This window comes from Bacillus sp. B4EP4a, assembly GCF_006680105.1.
GTDB lineage: Bacteria > Bacillota > Bacilli > Bacillales > DSM-1321 > Peribacillus > Peribacillus simplex_E.
The window spans coordinates 14954-30645 of the sequence record NZ_VHIK01000017.1 but is presented as its reverse complement, the minus strand read 5'-3'; the positions used below and the strand labels follow the sequence as shown (position 1 = coordinate 30645).

The following is a 15692-nucleotide window of genomic DNA, read 5'->3' as shown; positions in this document are numbered from 1 at the left end:
TAATGTATCATTCCATTTTTTACAATAACTATATTTCCATATTTAGAGTTTTCTTAAATAAAACCCGCTCTCACTTGATCTACTCCTAAGAAAAGACCGCCAATTCGGCGGTCTTCCTTTCATTGATTTAATTATTCCTTCCCTTTCACCCTGTATTGGACCTCCCCAGGTTCTTTGCAAAAGGTGATTCCGCTTCCCGGTTCGTAATAAAAGTTCTTTTTGCCTAAAGAGCGTTCATGGAAGGTTGTATGCAGATAGGATGCCTGGTCCCTTTTGAAGGCGAGCTGATTTTTGCTTAAGTTAACAGGAAGGCAATGTCCGTAGTTTGTGTGGACCAAGGTTTCTTTTTCGTTCATTTCCTCGAGATCACGAATGTGGATGTAGGAAAACCAGATCCCTCCTCTTTTCCGGAAAGAGAGGGAGGAGAACCAGACCATTCCCAGCTGGGCGTTTATGCAGACAGGCAGTCTGTATTTACCGCCAAGCACGGATTTGGCTGCTGCAAGTCCGCCATCCAGATCCAGTCCAAAGTGGTTCAGCGTGTTATTCAGGATTTCCTGTCGCGGTTGGGCAACATGGTATGTGTTCTCTCCTTCCACTACCGTGGTCATCTCCACACCATTAGAATCGTAATGCTCCATCATTCCTACCGTTTCCATATTCAATAAATAGTTTTTTCGTATCATCCTACCATTCACTCCCCATTTCCCTATTCCTTTTTATGGAGTATACTGGACATAGAGGCAGGTATACTCCTGCTCGCAAGCCCTTAGGTGATGTCTTCCAGGACGTACTCACCTAGGGGTTTTTATTTTCGTCTATCGTCACTTTCATTCTTGATATGTCATTCACCTCCACGCGACTATTATCCTATTTTATGCTTTTTTTGTAAAACTGCTCTATTTTTTCCTCTTTCCAAATTCGTTCCCTTTTGTGACTGCATTACCTGTTTGATTGGCTAACTCTATAAAAAATCTCGAATTTTCTTTTAAAATCTGCTGCTCAGATTGCTATTTCCTTGTTAATTTGTGTCCATTTAGAGAACAAACAGCCAAAATTCATATAAAAGTGAAATGAAATGACATTTTTGTGAAGTTTTAAGACACGTCAAAAAAAGTCTATCTTGATGATAGACTTTTTTTGACGTGGTTATTCTGCCATCTTTTTTTCAATCGCTAAATTCCGTAAATAGTCCAATAAGGGCCGCACGTCCTCTGGAGCTGTTATGTCAGTAAACGAGAAAGACTGCTTCTTCTTTTCATCTGCTATATCCAGTTGGTATGAAAACGAGTCGAACCCTTGCGCTTTTACTTTTTTACTTTCGGCAGCATTAGGAAGGTCAGCTGTCTTCATTAAGTTCTGCAATTCCTCATTTTGCTCTTTCGGCAATTCATCCGTATCTATCTGGCAATTCAAGTCGAGGTTGGCAAATCCCCCTATGCAGCTAAATTTGATATACATGTTAGATGAGTCCTCCTATTCATGGAATATGACTACTCAGGCAATCCAACCGCTTTAAAAGCATTTTCAATTGTTCCTATAGCTGTTTCAGGCACTTCTCCGCTATCAACAAGTTTTTGCGCTGCTTTGATGACAATTTGCACGAATTGATTGAAATTTGCCGTTGCAAATAAATTCTGCATCGCATTGAACCAGATCAATGCCGCCTTGTCCGTTCCGATCTCCATGGATACTAGATAAAAGGCCTTGTTTGGTATGCCGCTATTGATATGGACACCATGATTATCGCGTTCTCCTTTATAGAAGTTCTTCATATGATCAGGCTGAATATCTTTACCCATTAACTTATTGTCAAATGCAGTACCTGGCGCCTTCATCGAACGGAGTGCCTGCCCTTTCAGTGTTGGTCCCATTATATCAGCACCGATTAGCCAATCGGCATTTCCTGCCGTTTGCTTTAAGTGAAATTGTTTAATGGCAACTCCAAACACATCTGAAAGATGTTCGTTCAAAGCCCCGGACTGACCTTCATACTCCAATCCACTTGTGAACTGCGTAACCCCATGTGTCAGTTCGTGTCCAATTACATCGAGTGAATTGGCAAAATTGCTAAAGATGACCCCATCGCCGTCACCAAATACCATTTCATCCCCGTCCCAATAGGCATTCGTGAATTTATTCCCATAATGAACGTTCAGAATGAGATCAAGGCCTTGGTTATCAATAGAATTGCGGTGCAAGACATTCTTGAAGTAGTCACGCACAACTCCGCTATAATCGTATGCAGCGTTAACGACAGGATCTCCACTAGATCGATCTCCTTCTTTCCTAGCCTCATTCTGCCGGAGTTTCGTTCCCCCTTTACAATCGTAAACATGGCGGGCAGATTCACCTTGACGTTCAGATCCTGCATCCGTTAAAGCGACAACACCGTCAATATCATATTCTTTAAAGATTCTGCGCCTGCGCATTTGACGGCTTTTCGCTAAACTGATCCGTGCTTCTTCCACTTCATTTTGTGCCATATTCTCAAGAATGTAGTTAGGTACGATGAAACACTGACACTTTTTGGAACAATCCTTATTATGCATATTCGTCACTCCTTTAAAGTTTTTTACGATTTACACAATTTCTTTTTTCAATAGTGCTGCTTTTCTTCAACACATTCTATAGATTACTTTCGCCGTAATTACCTCATTTCCCTTCATTCCATTCCTACTCTACTACTTGCTGCAAGTTCACTCCTTAGTTACAGTTGTTCTTCTTAGTCGATGACCATTTCATCTTTAACAAATACAAACTTCCTTTTTTTATATAAATTTCATATTTTTCTCACAATTTCCTTTTATCATCTATATAGGTGAATTTAATAGTACTACTTGGAGGTCCTGTATAAATGGAAACTAAACAACAAAACACCTCTCTGTATAGAACAGTATGGAGATGGCATTTTTACGCTGGAATTATTTTTGCACCCTTACTTATTATTCTGGCAGTTACTGGCTCAATCTATTTATTTAAGCCACAGATTGAACAAGTGCTTTATCAAAACTACCAAGAGGTTATTCCGCAAGGAGATAAATTACCAGCATCCCAGCAGATTGAGAAAGTGAAGAAGCTATACCCTGATGCAGTAGTGACAAAATATCATCCCGGAGAAACCGCCTCCCGTTCAAGCGAAGTAAGCATCACTTCAAATAATGAGTCTCTTACCATTTTTATAGATCCGTATACAGGTAAATCTATTGGAGAGTTAAATGATGAAGACAAAATTATGGATAAAATCGAGGAAATTCATGGTGAACTGATGGCTGGCACCTTGGGAGATAGAATTGTAGAGTTAGCTGCGTGTTGGGCAGTTGTGTTAATTGTCTCTGGTCTTTATTTATGGTATCCCAAAAATAAACTAAATCTTTCTGGTGTTCTTTTTCCAAGAATAAATAAAGGTAAAAATACTTTCAGAAGAGATTTACATGCAGTACCTGCCTTTTGGATATCAGCAGGAATGTTATTTTTAATTATGACAGGTTTGCCTTGGTCTGGTTTTTGGGGAAGTAATTTTCAATCGGCGGCTACCAATTCCGGATCTGGGTATCCTCCTTCCATATGGACTGGAAGTGCTCCAACATCCTTAATTAAAACAAAAGACATTGCAGATGTTCCTTGGGCAGCAGAAAATTTAGATGTACCAATCTCAGATATTCAAGGCTTTATCCCACTTTCCATTGATGATGTTGTCACGATAGCGAATCGTGAGGGCATGCATCCAAGTTATAGCATAAATATTCCACAAGAAACGGATGGCGTTTATACATTGTCAGCTTTTCCACCAAAAGCACAAGATGAAGCAACTATACATATTGACCAATATTCCGGTGCAGTTCTAGCTGATTATCGTTATGAGCATTACGGTTTAATAGGAAAAATAGTTGCTTGGGGGATTACCTTGCATAAAGGGACTCAATTTGGTTTGATTAACCAAATAATCAGCCTTCTTATTTGTATAGGAATTATGCTTGTTGCATTTAGTGGTTTTTATTTATGGTGGAAGCGAAAGCCGAAAAAAGGATTAGGTGCACCAAAAGCTCCTCCTATAAAGAACATGAAATTCTTTCTTTTTCTGTTAATAGGTCTAGGTATTTTGTTTCCTTTGGTTGGTTTGTCTCTTATTGTTGTTTGGCTAATTGACTGGTTAATTATTAAAAGAATATCTGCAGTAAAGAAGTTTTTGAATGCATAATTCGAAATGTAAAGGGTGGCTTTTGCCGTGAAAAAAAATATATGTATTTCTTTAATCTTCATTTTCAGCCTATTGTTAAGTGCTTGTTCACTTGAAAAGGATGTCACTAATCTATACAAAGAAGAGACACCACTTGAAGCTGAAATAATTATACCAGCATCCTTTTCAGCTAATACACAGGAGACCATGAAGGTTGTTCTTACTCAAGGTGGTAAAAAGGTTGAAAACGCAGATTTTGTTCATTTTGAGATATGGAAACAAGATGGCTCTCTCAAATATAGTATGGAACAAGCTGAGGAAGAGGGAAACGGTACTTATACTTTAAGTAAAAACTTTGATAGTGATGGCCTATACTATATAAAAGTACATGCGAGTAACGATGGTTCAATCATTATGCCTAAAAAACAGTTTATCGTAGGAAAACTGTCTGAAAGTGAATTGAAATTCTTGAAAAAAGGGGGCCAAAAACAAGAAGAAAGTCATGAACATCATCACTAATAAATTTATTTAAAATCCGGTTTTCAATTGAAGACCGGATTTTTTATGGATCGGAGAGAATGCATTTACAGGCAGGGATGTAATACTTCACCTTTGTTTATTGGATTATTCTGTTCGTGCTGCATATACTGGATTGTTCCTTTAAACAAGGGAGCTTCCTCAGAACATAAACCACCTTTAAGGGAGGGCATAGCATTGGTAACTTCACAGGGTACTGCTTCGGTTAGCTTTCCATTCCCATCAGTATGGGGTATCCACTCTTCAATAGCTGGCAGAACGATCATTTGGGGTACACTTGCCATTAACTCTACTACGGATAATAGGGTAATTGGTACGATTAATTTTCAGGGTACACCTATTCCGATTAATGGATTTTGGAATGAAAGCACTAAACAAATCTCATTTGATTCACCTTATGCCACATTCTCTGGCAATTTAACCATGATTGATGATAACCAGATTAGGATTCGGCATTTTATTCTACAAGGACGTTTTCTTATGAAGCCTCCCTCTCTGCAAGCAGGTGAATCTGGGTCTTGGATTGCCACCACTGATATAGCTTTGAATCAATTTCCTGCTAGCGGTAGCGCCTATACCGAGCAATTACCTCCTGTTGGAGCTTTTTTAACATCGAATATTCTTCATCAGCATCAGAACTTTTTGGGAAGAACAATTTAGGGTAATCCATTCTGTGTGGAAAGGGTGTTTAACATAAGGAATCGTCTCTGTATTTCATAGGGGCGATTCTTTTACTTTTGATACGTCATCTTTTCAAATGTTATAAATAAATTTCCCATCACATTAATACATTTTGATGTAATCCAGATGCCTACATAACTTATTTACACTGCTACATAAAAAATAAGGCATATACTATCATTTTATTAATAATATTTTAAAAGTTAGGAGGGCAAAAAAACAAACCCTTTCCCAAAGGAAAAAGGCCATGCAATGAAGTGAACGGAAGCAAGGAGGCACACCAGTGACTCCAATGATTCAGGTTCGCAATAAGTTGCTCCCTGGCATCTTCGCTAGTGTTCAGCTGAACGCAATGCTTCCCTTGTTGGGGGGTGCCTTCTGAATAAGGAAATGTACCATTTTACCTATCTCACTAAGTATATATATATATATGAGGTAGTGATTTTGGTAGATAAATTTTGAATCCATTAATTCAAAATGAGTACAGATGGAATATAGATTGACAGCGTTTTCCCTGTACTTCATACTATTGTAGTAACAGAAGTGACAGAATATTTGGTAAATTAGGAGGATGAAACTATGAAACCAGCAGTAATGACAATGGATTTACAATTATTAGCAGATGTACTTAGGGAAAATAATTGTACAAGTTTAATAAACGCAATCGCAGAAAAGGATTTTCAAGCGGCTCAAATGCTTGATGTATTAATATTTGAGGATAAATGGGAGGATGACATATGACTAAGCTCAGAATCCTTTTAACCATTCCAATTTTGCTATATGGAATTTACATATTTGTTGCCATTCAAAACGATAAGAATATTCCACTTTATTTGCATCTTCTATTCGCAATCTACTTGATGTTGTTTGTACATTATGAAGAAAAAACGGAGGTGAAACCATGACAGATTTTTATCTTGGAGAATTTCGATATAACCCTTGCCAGGCTGAGTTCGTTGTAGACCCTAGGTTCTCAACACGTGAGTCAGTGTAATATGATCACCACAATAAGTGGCTTTTTTTGTTCAAAAATCATTAATAAATCCTAAAAAAAGCCCCAACTCCTTAAAGGAATTGAGGCTTTCACCATTTATCATCTCAATTAGATAATACGAGTTGTAACGATGCCTTCGATTTGTTTGATTTTTTCTTCCAAGCCAGGAATGATATCGCCGTTTACTTCACCGTCAATGTCGATGATCGTATATGCATATTCCCCACGGCTTCTGTTAACCATGTCAGCGATGTTCAGATTAAAGCCAGATACAGCCAGTGTGATTTGCCCAACCATGTTCGGAACGTTTTCGTGGAAAGTTGCCACACGACGGTTTCCTGTATAAGGAAGAGAAGTGTTTGGGAAATTCACAGAGTTCTTGATGTTCCCTGTTTCTAAAAAGGTCTTCAACTGACGAGCTGCCATGATGGCACAGTTTTCCTCTGATTCTAGTGTAGAGGCACCAAGATGCGGAATCGGAACGACATTTTTCATTTTCAACACGTTTTCATTCGGGAAGTCAGTAATGAACTTGCCTACTTTTCCGCTTTCAAGTGCAGCTTGCATATCATCTTCATTCACTAGCTCGCCGCGTGAGAAATTCAAGATATGGACGCCCGGCTTCATGATGCTGAATGTTTCTTGGTTAAACATTCCTCTTGTGTCGTCAGTTAATGGAACGTGTACTGTAATATAATCAGATTCTGCAAACAATTCTTCAATCGTCATGGCGCGCTGTACATTGCGGGACAAGTTCCAAGCTGTATCAACAGAGATGAACGGGTCAAACCCAATGACATCCATGTCCAAATCCAGGGCATCATTCGCTACAAGTGCACCGATCGCACCTAAACCGATTACGCCAAGAGTTTTCCCCTTGATTTCTTTACCAACGAATTGTTTCTTTCCTGCTTCAACAAGCTTTGGAATTTGTTCTCCTTCGCCTTCAAGCGTCTTTGTCCAGGCCACACCTGCAAAAAGGTTACGAGATGAAGCCATTAATGACGTCAGCACCATTTCTTTTACAGCGTTTGCGTTAGCACCAGGTGTATTGAAAACGACAATTCCTTGCTCGGTGCATTTGTCGACCGGAATATTATTGACTCCAGCTCCTGCCCTTGCGATTGCTTTTAACTGATCGCCGAATTCCATAGTATGCATGTTAAAGCTGCGAAGAACGATCGCATCAGGGTTTTCACTGTCATTATCGACCTTAAAATCGCCTTTATTGAATACATTCAGCCCGCTTTCGGCAATATTATTTAACGCTTTGATTGTTTTGACTTTTTCTAAAAGTAATGTGCTCATTTTGTTTGCTCCTCTTTTGACTATGATAGTTTTGAAATTTCAAAATACTGACAAGATTTTTAAGCCCATGAAAATCTGCATACTTTAAACCTTCACTATCTATTAATATACAGAAAGAGGCAAGGGATAAAATCCCTTACCTCTGCCCAGGCGAACGGCTACGACACTATGTGTTCCCTCACGGTTATCCGTGTTTCGCCAGTTGCACATAGTCTTTTTCATTTATTTTATTCTATCAAACTATTCAGCAATCTTCAATATCATTTTCTTTTTTTTTGCAGAAGCCACAACTCACCAGAAATATCGACGAATTCTATTGTTTTATCTCCGAAAATTGGAATATATCGACGAATTCTACAGGTTTATCTCCGAAAATTGGAATATATCGACGAATTCTATAGGTTTATCTCCGAAATGAGAAATATATCGACGAATTCTACAGGTTTATCTCCGAAAATATGGAGAGTTTCATTATTATCTAGGACGGTTCAATCTTTTTATTACAACTGTAAATAGTAAAATGACAAAAAATAGGATGAAAATAATCACGAACGGAATCGTTGTTGTAAGAAGGGTGACCCATCCGCTTGTCTCTATGTCTTCTGGTATAAACTCAATTTTTTCTATATCATGTTCCCTTACGGCGTTATTCATTCTGTCTAGCAAAATTTCACTATCTGGTACAGACGCGATAAAGTATTGATCCTTTTCATACCCTACCAGCTGACCTCTTATTTCATAAACACTATTTTGTGGCTCCACCTTTAAAAATGTCACTTTCCCATCTTCTAAAGTTGTAAAAAATTCATCTTCACTTAATTTCTTAGTCGGTTCTTTGTCATTATTAAAAACCAGCAAAATCCCCAAAGTAACCAAGAAGATTAATAAATAAAATACTTTACTACGGAAAATCCGCTTCATCTTATACCTTCTCCCACATTAAACAAACTATAGGCAATAGTATCATATATAGTTAATTATTAACAATTAAGCTATTATGATATTAGTAAAAAGTAGGAAGTATAGCAAACTTCAAAAAGGAGGAATCAATATGCTAATAAGAGAGGCAACGGTGGCTGATGCGGAAGGGATAGCAATAGTCCATGTGGATTGCTGGAGAACCACTTATAAAGATATAATGCCGAGTGATTTTTTAGATAATCTGTCTTATGGGCAAAGGAAAGAATTATGGAAAAAGAATATATCCAATGATGAAAATTATGTTTATGTTGCTGAAAATAACGAGGGGAAAATAGTTGGATTCATAAGTGGCGGGAAAAGGGAAAAAAATAAAGTTGAGGCTTCGGGTGATTTAACTGCGATATATATTCTCGAAAATTTTCAAACAATGGGGCTAGGTAAGAAACTCATCAAAGAATTATTTTTTAATTTCGACGAACTGGGATTTAAGACAATTTTCGTTGAGGTGCTTGAAGATAATAAATCTCGATACTTCTATGAGGCGTTTGGTGCTGAATTGCTTAAAACCGAAAAAATCAAAATGGCTGGCGCTGATTTGAATCTATTGGTTTATGAGTGGAAAGACATTAGCCCTGTATTGTTACGAATGAGCTCCAGATAAGATCACGTACTTAACTCTTCAAATGCAAGACACAGTCCTTCGTGAAGGATTGTGTCTTGCATTTGATTTAATTTTGATTAAATCCGCTTTCGTCCATGTAAAATACTTCCCAAGAATGTCCGTCGATATCCAGAAAACTCCAACCGTACATGAAACCATGATCAATGGCTTCATTGAAAGGCTTTCCGCCAACATCCAGTGCCCTATTCACGATTTCATCGACTTCTTCCTTACTTTTAACGGACAGGGCGACGATGGCTTCCGTACTTGCTGCAGAATCAGGGATTTCTTTCTTGGTAAACGTTTTAAAGTATTCTTCCACCAATAACATGACATATATGGACTCGCTGATAACCATGCATGTTGCATTTTCATTGGTCATTTGCTCGTTAAACTCAAAACCGACCTTTGTGAAAAATTCTACTGAGGCATCCAAATCTTTAACTGGCAAGTTTACAAAAATCTTTTCTGCTTGAACTCCCATCCAATTCACCCTCGCTTGATTTATTTGTTCACACACCTACTATTCGCTGCATTTTTCGATTATCCTGCTTGCAGCAGTCATTGCACTCACTTTAAGCAGATACAACCTCCATAATTCACCTGCCTAAAAGTTTATCTCAAATATTAAACAGGATGATTCAATTTTAAAACGTCCTGGGAGTTTACCTTAAAAATTTTCAAGGAGTATTTGCCACTTCCCTTGTTTCTTCAACAGACTGCCCCCCTTTTGCAATACCAGATGGTTTCAAAACTAAAACACACCTTGTCTTTTTTGAAATAAAAACGATATAGATCCATGTTTTACTAAAATTAAATAATTTCAAGGAGGTAAGCATATGAAAAATAGTATCAAAACATAAAGTATCCGGAACATTTCTCTTTACTGGTTTTGGTTTTGATTTCAGTTATTTTACCAGGATTCAGCCCAATCATTTCGTCCTCCGATAGCTAACCAACCGCTCGAAGCATCACCTATTATGTAAGTAAGAGCAATCCTCGTTTTGCAAATGCAGCACAGTTCAAAAACAGATGGGAAACGACAATTACCGTATGGGATAGGTGATTCATTGATGGTTACCATTCAAACATATATATCAAAAAATAGTTATGATGCCATTGTTAATAAACATTTATTAGCTAACGGAGATTTTATCCCAATCCATCACTCAAGTGCTAAACAACTGGGAAATCAGCAGTTATTTACTTCAAAAGGAACTTCCTTATACGGCACGGTCATTATATCTTATCAAGGTCAATTTCTCTCGAGCTTTTATGATTGGGATGATGTTGATGGTATTTGGCTTTCCATTTTACAGGCAATGTATGATTGTTTAAATACCGGTATTGGCAACTTTGGCTTTTCTGAACGCTCTATGGATTGGCAAATGAAAAGGCTAATGGAACAAAATCCTGCCATATCATTTACATGGTACCATGGTTTCGCTAGCAAGGAATGGAATGATATTCCTAAGAAATCCACCCTACGATTCCCTGAAAATGTATTATTGAATAGTTTAATAGAAAAGGGAACTAAGTACTTAAAATTTAGAAATGCTCTTTATGATAACGGTCCAAGCCAAAATATTAACCAGTTAATTAACGATCTTAAAACTTTTAGTAGTGATTTAGGGCATGTGCAATTGGAATAGTTCACCTGTGCTAAGTGAAGCTGAAGTCTTGCAGCTGTAGTAAAAACAGTCCTTGCCAACATACGCCAGCAAGGACTGTTTTTCTTGTTTAGAAGACTCTATTTCACTAAAAGGCACCTGACCACCTTTTGTTTTACTTCAAATAAACACTCATAATCTCCGTTTCGTTAATATTCGCTTGGGTACTATTTGTTTTTTCAAGTTTTTCAACTAGCTCGCCATTCGTGATAACAATCGGAGTTACGATGCTTGGAGCTTTGGATTTTAGAAAATCGATATCAAATGTTACAAGCTTGTCTCCTGCTTTTACATTTTGCCCTTCTGCGACATGGACTTCAAATCCCTCACCTTTAAGGTTAACTGTTTCCAGTCCAATATGAATCAACAATTCAATGCCATGCTTTGTACGGAGGCCTAGTGCATGTTTAGTATGAAAAACCTGGATTACTTCTGCATCGATTGGAGATACGACCAACCCCTCCTCAGGAAGTATCGCTATTCCATCCCCCATCATTTTACCGGAAAACACCGGATCCGGAACATCTTCAATATTTATTACTTGTCCATTAATAGGAGCAAGCAGCTGTTCCACACTTTCTTTTTTACTAAATAATTTTTTGAACATACTATTTCCACCCTTCTCTATCGTCTTGAATCTCACAATCAAATGTTAAATATTTAGTGAATTCCGATAATTGTTTCTGTTATTTTTTCTTTTTCAATTTCCCTTCTGCTTTCTTCTTTTTGTTCTCTTCCACTCTAAATATAACCATCTCGGTTATTAATTCATAAGGAATTGACTTGTTTAGCGGAAACTGAACGGCCCCTTTTGAACATTTATATTCAGTTAATGAAGCTTCAAAAGCAGTGATCGCGCTTGGAGTTGGATAGAAACCTATATGTTTTTTATAGGCAGCGAAATGTACCAGATTTCCATATAAAACAAAGGTAGGCATTTGATAGCTTATCTTTTCTTCTGCCTCCGGCGCTGCATCCTTTATGACTTTTCTTAAAGTTTTTAATATCTCCTGAACTTCTTCGGGAAATTGTATAATGTATTCATCAATTGAATGAAAAGTATTGGTTCCTTCCATGATTTCTCCTTTCATAAAACCAGCTACAATACCTTTATTATAACATTTTTCCTCTCCACCAACCCGAGCACCCGTTAGTGGATTGTATCCCATTTGTATTTTTTCGCTAACCTATATAAAGAGAGTCATTTTTTTAAGAACTCTTCCATTCTATTCATTACACCTTCTAGCATGGTAATCGACCTTGAAGTATTCAATGGTTCAATATCCAAAGAATGATTAGCATGTGGGATTTTATCCATGCTTATGTTCGATTTATTTTCAATCCTTTCAATTTTACCTGGAATATAATGATGATCTTTTTCTCCTATAACTATATGTGCTGAATGGTTGCTGCATAACCCTTCAAAAATCGAATCGAACTTCAATAGTGGCGTGAGCAAAATCATTTTGGCATTCATAAACCGCTCATTTTTCATCATTCCGTTGATGATAGGTATTGTACCAAGTGATTTGCCTAAAAACACTGTTCCTTGATATTCTTGATTTTGAAGTACTTCCGTAATGACGGGACTAATATCATTAACGATCACTTTTGTGATATCTACCAATGGATGCTTGAAAATATCCTGGTCGTAAGCGTAATGAATATGCACGACATCAAACTGATTTTGAAGCATCATCATTGTTGAATAATAGAATAACGGCTTCTCATACGTGTACCCCGCACCTGAAAACATAAAACAAACGGCTGGACTTCCGTTTTCAATATGTGTGTATGTAATTTCCTTTTCATTACCATTAATTTTTCTTTGGTTAACCTTCAAGATAGATTCCTCCCATTCTATCGTTTGCTCTATATATTCATTAGCTACCTGCTGCATTCCTCCTTGATTGATACTATCTAGATAGAATCCAAGAATTAGGTTTCGTTTTTTATCGGGAATAGGTATACTTTAGCTGTCAACCTATTTTATGGAAATTACTTCTGATGATCGATCAATCCAGCCTTAAAGGAGAGTGTGTAATGAAAATTAAAACTTTATGTTTCATCCTTGTCCTGCTAGTCACTGGTTCCATGGGCACAATTCATGCAAGCGCAAACGATCAAAAGGTGAAAGAACTGGATATCGGGGAGTCTTTCGATGGTGCGGAAGGCACGATGGTTCTCCAAAACTTAAAAAATGATAAAGTATTTATTTATAACAAACAGAGAAGTAAAGTACGCTACACTCCAGAATCGACATTCAAAGTCGCGAATGCATTAATCGGCTTACAGACAAAAGCGGTGAGCGATGAATATGAAGTGAAGCGCTGGGATGGCGTAATAAGGGAATTTGAAGATTGGAACAGAGATCATACGTTGGCTTCAGCCATGAGGCATTCCGTGATCTGGTATTATCAAGCAATGGCCCGCGATATCGGGGCGGAAAACATGCAGAAATATGTGAACCTGATCAATTACGGCAATCGTGATATCTCCGGTGGGATCGATCAGTTCTGGCTCGACAGCAGCATAAAGATTTCTGCCCGGGAACAAGTCCAATTCATCGAAAACCTTGTAGAGGAAAAACTGCCTATCGATAAGCAGCATATGAGAACCGTTAAGAGAATCATGATCAATGAAGAAGCAGACTCATATGTCCTCCATGGAAAAACCGGTACACGCCTTTCTGATATGGGATTGGGCTGGTATGTGGGTTACATCGAAACGGACAAAGGCAAATGGGCCTTCGCAACGAACCTGGACGGCAGCGGAAGCAAAGCCAAAACGATTACGCTTGATGCGCTGAAAGAGTTGGATATCATAAAAGAATAATAGTTCACGCATGCTCAAAATTCTTGGGCATGCGTTTTGCTTTGTCTTGAAGATATCTGATAAACCATGGGTATAGGTATACTTTATAATCAAAGAAAATGAGCATCTGCCAATAGCAGATGCCTTATCTTCCTGACAGGAGTCATGTTAAACCTATCTCCCGTTTTCTTTTTTGTTTTAATAACGCAGGCTTTTGGACCTGCTGTGAGAGTGCGGTACATTCAGCAAAAGAAAACTGTTTACATCCTTTACAACGGTTCTCATCCAGTTTGGATAAAGCTTTATTAATGGCATCACCCGTACTGGAAAAGAATTGTTCCTCACCTACCAGTTTAATGAATCCAGTTTTTTTCAGCATTTCTTTTGGTTCCTGTTGAATCCCGGAAATCAACACTTGTAGATTATGAAACTTGAATTGCTTCACGATTTCGGTGAGAAGCGCTTCTCCCGATGTATCGATAAATGGCACATTGCTCATTCTTAATAGGAGGACTTTAGGTTTTGAAAACATTATTTCTTCGATTTCTTCTTGCAGCCTTTCGATCGAACCGAAGAATAATGGTCCTTCTATCGTATATATGTTTATCTGCGGACAGCTTGAACCTTGTTGCACCATTTCTGGTTTAACTAGTTTATCAGCTGGATCTGGTAATACCTTGGATAATTTCAATGTACCGCTCATCAGTTTAACGAAAGATAGAATCGCTAATAGTAATCCGATCCCGACGCCTGTTGTCAGATCAATCAATACGGTTAACACGAAGGTAACGATCAATACGATCGAGTCCATGGTTTTTGCTTTTAAGATATGCGAAAATTCCTTTCGTTCGCTCATGTTCCATGCGACAAACATAAGAATGGGGGCCATGCTGGCCAATGGAATCGCCGAAGCATATGGAGCCAGGCTGACCAACACGAGCAATACCACCAGCCCATGAATCACACCTGATATAGGGGAAACGGCACCGTTTTTAATATTCGTTGCTGTACGCGCGATGGCACCTGTAGCTGGAATGCCTCCAAATAAAGGCGTAATCATATTGGTCAATCCTTGCCCTATCAGCTCTTTATTGCTGTTATGCTTACTGTTGGTCATGCCGTCTGCCACTACAGCTGATAATAGTGATTCAATTCCTCCAAGCATGGCAATGACCAAAGCAGCCGGAAGAAGTTCAATCACTAGGCCGCCAGTGATCTGGGGAAACTGAAATTGGGGCAATGCATTAGGAATGGCGCCATAGGCCGAGCCAATTGTCGCTACCTGACCTGGAAAGAATAAGCTGGCTGCTAGAGTTGATACAAGCAATCCCAGCAATGCTCCAGGTATTTTCGGTACATATTTTGGAGTCAGTATGACGAGAGTTAAACTTATGATAGCGACCAGTACACTATAGAAATTCACTGTATTGAAGTTCAATAAGATTTCTTTCATATTTAAAAGAAAGGCTTCTTCTTTTTTTAAGTTACTGAGCCCAAAGAAATTGGCAATCTGCCCAGAGAAGATAATCACGGCAATTCCAGCAGTAAAGCCGATGGTAACTGGACGTGGTATAAACTTGATGAATCTTCCCAGTTTGAATATACCCATAAGAAAAATCATGATGCCTGCCAAGAAACCGGCGATTAACAGTTTTTCATATCCGTACTGCATGACCACACCGAACAAGACCGGGACAAAGGCTCCAGTCGGGCCTGCAATTTGATATTTGGATCCTCCAAAAAGGGAGACCATGATTCCGGCAATAATGGATGTGTACAGTCCATATTCCGGTCTTACTCCAGAAGCAATGGCAAAAGCCATCGCTAAAGGAATCGCTACAATCCCAACTACCACCCCGGCAACCAGGTCTTTCTGAAAATGGCCTAAGTTGTATCCTTCAAGCCTGCTAGATCCCATCATTTTAT

At 38.4% G+C, this 15692-nt stretch carries 18 protein-coding genes and 1 riboswitch; of the genes, 8 read left to right on the top strand and 10 right to left on the bottom strand.

What is annotated here, in order from left to right; all coding sequences use genetic code 11:
* Positions 1-131 precede the first annotated feature (131 nt).
* The 3 genes from FNK51_RS09900 to FNK51_RS09890 form a co-directional block, all read right to left on the bottom strand.
* Positions 132-686 (bottom strand): competence protein ComK, encoded by a 555-nt coding sequence (locus tag FNK51_RS09900; RefSeq protein WP_141993197.1) that lies wholly within the window; start codon positions 684-686, stop codon positions 132-134.
* A gap of 463 nt (positions 687-1149) precedes the next feature.
* The gene (locus tag FNK51_RS09895; protein WP_098370148.1) at positions 1150-1461 is read right to left on the bottom strand and encodes a protealysin inhibitor emfourin; all 312 of its coding nucleotides are present in this window, start codon (positions 1459-1461) and stop codon (positions 1150-1152) included.
* Positions 1462-1493: 32 nt separating this feature from the next.
* A complete protein-coding gene (locus FNK51_RS09890; protein ID WP_141993196.1) occupies positions 1494-2552 on the bottom strand; it encodes a M4 family metallopeptidase in 1059 nt (352 codons plus the stop codon).
* A 305-nt stretch (positions 2553-2857) separates the two neighbouring features.
* Here FNK51_RS09890 and FNK51_RS09885 point away from each other — a divergent pair, with 305 nt between their 5' ends.
* From FNK51_RS09885 to FNK51_RS26525, 5 genes are all read left to right on the top strand, one after another.
* The gene (locus FNK51_RS09885; RefSeq protein WP_141993195.1) at positions 2858-4201 is read left to right on the top strand and encodes a PepSY-associated TM helix domain-containing protein; all 1344 of its coding nucleotides are present in this window, start codon (positions 2858-2860) and stop codon (positions 4199-4201) included.
* 27 nt (positions 4202-4228) lie between these two features.
* Positions 4229-4699, top strand: a complete 471-nt coding sequence (locus FNK51_RS09880) for a FixH family protein (RefSeq protein WP_141993194.1) — start codon at positions 4229-4231, stop codon at positions 4697-4699.
* Positions 4700-4894: 195 nt separating this feature from the next.
* A complete protein-coding gene (locus FNK51_RS09875) occupies positions 4895-5377 on the top strand; it encodes a hypothetical protein (protein ID WP_141993193.1) in 483 nt (160 codons plus the stop codon).
* Positions 5378-5977: 600 nt separating this feature from the next.
* A complete protein-coding gene (locus tag FNK51_RS26530; protein WP_181762233.1) occupies positions 5978-6139 on the top strand; it encodes a hypothetical protein in 162 nt (53 codons plus the stop codon).
* On the top strand, positions 6136-6303 hold the full coding sequence (locus FNK51_RS26525; protein ID WP_179890993.1) for a hypothetical protein: 168 nt from the start codon (positions 6136-6138) through the stop codon (positions 6301-6303). Before FNK51_RS26530 ends, FNK51_RS26525 begins: the two co-directional genes overlap by 4 nt.
* 197 nt (positions 6304-6500) lie before the next feature.
* On the opposite strand, the gene FNK51_RS09870 is transcribed toward FNK51_RS26525, so the two are convergent.
* Together FNK51_RS09870 and FNK51_RS09865 are read right to left on the bottom strand one after the other, a co-directional pair.
* Positions 6501-7700: a phosphoglycerate dehydrogenase gene (locus FNK51_RS09870; RefSeq protein WP_141993192.1), complete on the bottom strand. Its 1200-nt coding sequence runs from the start codon at positions 7698-7700 to the stop codon at positions 6501-6503.
* 137 nt (positions 7701-7837) lie between these two features.
* A riboswitch (ZMP/ZTP riboswitch) is annotated at positions 7838-7916 on the bottom strand.
* Positions 7917-8174: 258 nt separating this feature from the next.
* Complete coding sequence (locus FNK51_RS09865; RefSeq protein WP_141993191.1) at positions 8175-8621, bottom strand: ATP-dependent metallopeptidase FtsH/Yme1/Tma family protein; 447 nt, start codon at positions 8619-8621, stop codon at positions 8175-8177.
* Positions 8622-8772: 151 nt separating this feature from the next.
* Between FNK51_RS09865 and FNK51_RS09860 the strand changes: the two genes are divergently transcribed.
* The gene (locus FNK51_RS09860; RefSeq protein ID WP_353617861.1) at positions 8773-9282 is read left to right on the top strand and encodes a GNAT family N-acetyltransferase; all 510 of its coding nucleotides are present in this window, start codon (positions 8773-8775) and stop codon (positions 9280-9282) included.
* Between the two features lie 67 nt (positions 9283-9349).
* Here FNK51_RS09860 and FNK51_RS09855 read toward each other — a convergent pair whose 3' ends face one another.
* Complete coding sequence (locus tag FNK51_RS09855; protein WP_098370156.1) at positions 9350-9766, bottom strand: VOC family protein; 417 nt, start codon at positions 9764-9766, stop codon at positions 9350-9352.
* Positions 9767-10355: 589 nt separating this feature from the next.
* On the opposite strand from FNK51_RS09855, the gene FNK51_RS09850 reads away from it, so the two are divergent.
* Entirely contained in the window at positions 10356-10934 is a 579-nt protein-coding gene (locus FNK51_RS09850; RefSeq protein WP_141993189.1) for a hypothetical protein, read from the top strand.
* Between the two features lie 133 nt (positions 10935-11067).
* Here FNK51_RS09850 and FNK51_RS09845 read toward each other — a convergent pair whose 3' ends face one another.
* The 3 genes from FNK51_RS09845 to FNK51_RS09835 all read right to left on the bottom strand — a co-directional run bounded on the left by FNK51_RS09845 (position 11068) and on the right by FNK51_RS09835 (position 12852).
* Entirely contained in the window at positions 11068-11559 is a 492-nt protein-coding gene (locus tag FNK51_RS09845) for a PTS sugar transporter subunit IIA (RefSeq protein WP_098370158.1), read from the bottom strand.
* A gap of 79 nt (positions 11560-11638) precedes the next feature.
* Positions 11639-12028, bottom strand: coding sequence for an iron chaperone (locus FNK51_RS09840; RefSeq protein ID WP_141993188.1), 390 nt, complete (start codon positions 12026-12028; stop codon positions 11639-11641).
* A 125-nt stretch (positions 12029-12153) separates the two neighbouring features.
* Positions 12154-12852: an alpha/beta hydrolase gene (locus FNK51_RS09835; protein WP_353617860.1), complete on the bottom strand. Its 699-nt coding sequence runs from the start codon at positions 12850-12852 to the stop codon at positions 12154-12156.
* 143 nt (positions 12853-12995) lie between these two features.
* Here FNK51_RS09835 and blaOXA point away from each other — a divergent pair, with 143 nt between their 5' ends.
* On the top strand, positions 12996-13787 hold the full coding sequence (gene blaOXA, locus FNK51_RS09830) for a class D beta-lactamase (RefSeq protein WP_141993187.1): 792 nt from the start codon (positions 12996-12998) through the stop codon (positions 13785-13787).
* 142 nt (positions 13788-13929) lie between these two features.
* Here blaOXA and FNK51_RS09825 read toward each other — a convergent pair whose 3' ends face one another.
* Positions 13930-15687, bottom strand: a complete 1758-nt coding sequence (locus tag FNK51_RS09825; RefSeq protein WP_141993186.1) for a SulP family inorganic anion transporter — start codon at positions 15685-15687, stop codon at positions 13930-13932.
* Between the last annotated feature and the right edge of the window lie 5 nt (positions 15688-15692).

Excerpts from the sequence above, each read along its gene's own strand:
- FNK51_RS09900 (WP_141993197.1), bottom strand. The coding sequence starts at position 686 with ATGATACGAAAAAACTATTTATTGAATATGGAAACGGTAGGAATGATG.
- FNK51_RS09895 (WP_098370148.1), bottom strand. The coding sequence starts at position 1,461 with ATGTATATCAAATTTAGCTGCATAGGGGGATTTGCCAACCTCGACTTG.
- FNK51_RS09890 (WP_141993196.1), bottom strand. The coding sequence starts at position 2,552 with ATGCATAATAAGGATTGTTCCAAAAAGTGTCAGTGTTTCATCGTACCT.
- FNK51_RS09885 (WP_141993195.1), top strand. The coding sequence starts at position 2,858 with ATGGAAACTAAACAACAAAACACCTCTCTGTATAGAACAGTATGGAGA.
- FNK51_RS26530 (WP_181762233.1), top strand. The coding sequence starts at position 5,978 with ATGAAACCAGCAGTAATGACAATGGATTTACAATTATTAGCAGATGTA.
- FNK51_RS26525 (WP_179890993.1), top strand. The coding sequence starts at position 6,136 with ATGACTAAGCTCAGAATCCTTTTAACCATTCCAATTTTGCTATATGGA.
- FNK51_RS09870 (WP_141993192.1), bottom strand. The coding sequence starts at position 7,700 with ATGAGCACATTACTTTTAGAAAAAGTCAAAACAATCAAAGCGTTAAAT.
- FNK51_RS09865 (WP_141993191.1), bottom strand. The coding sequence starts at position 8,621 with ATGAAGCGGATTTTCCGTAGTAAAGTATTTTATTTATTAATCTTCTTG.
- FNK51_RS09855 (WP_098370156.1), bottom strand. The coding sequence starts at position 9,766 with ATGGGAGTTCAAGCAGAAAAGATTTTTGTAAACTTGCCAGTTAAAGAT.
- FNK51_RS09850 (WP_141993189.1), top strand. The coding sequence starts at position 10,356 with ATGGTTACCATTCAAACATATATATCAAAAAATAGTTATGATGCCATT.
- FNK51_RS09845 (WP_098370158.1), bottom strand. The coding sequence starts at position 11,559 with ATGTTCAAAAAATTATTTAGTAAAAAAGAAAGTGTGGAACAGCTGCTT.
- FNK51_RS09840 (WP_141993188.1), bottom strand. The coding sequence starts at position 12,028 with ATGGAAGGAACCAATACTTTTCATTCAATTGATGAATACATTATACAA.
- FNK51_RS09835 (WP_353617860.1), bottom strand. The coding sequence starts at position 12,852 with ATGCAGCAGGTAGCTAATGAATATATAGAGCAAACGATAGAATGGGAG.
- blaOXA (WP_141993187.1), top strand. The coding sequence starts at position 12,996 with ATGAAAATTAAAACTTTATGTTTCATCCTTGTCCTGCTAGTCACTGGT.
- FNK51_RS09825 (WP_141993186.1), bottom strand. The coding sequence starts at position 15,687 with ATGATGGGATCTAGCAGGCTTGAAGGATACAACTTAGGCCATTTTCAG.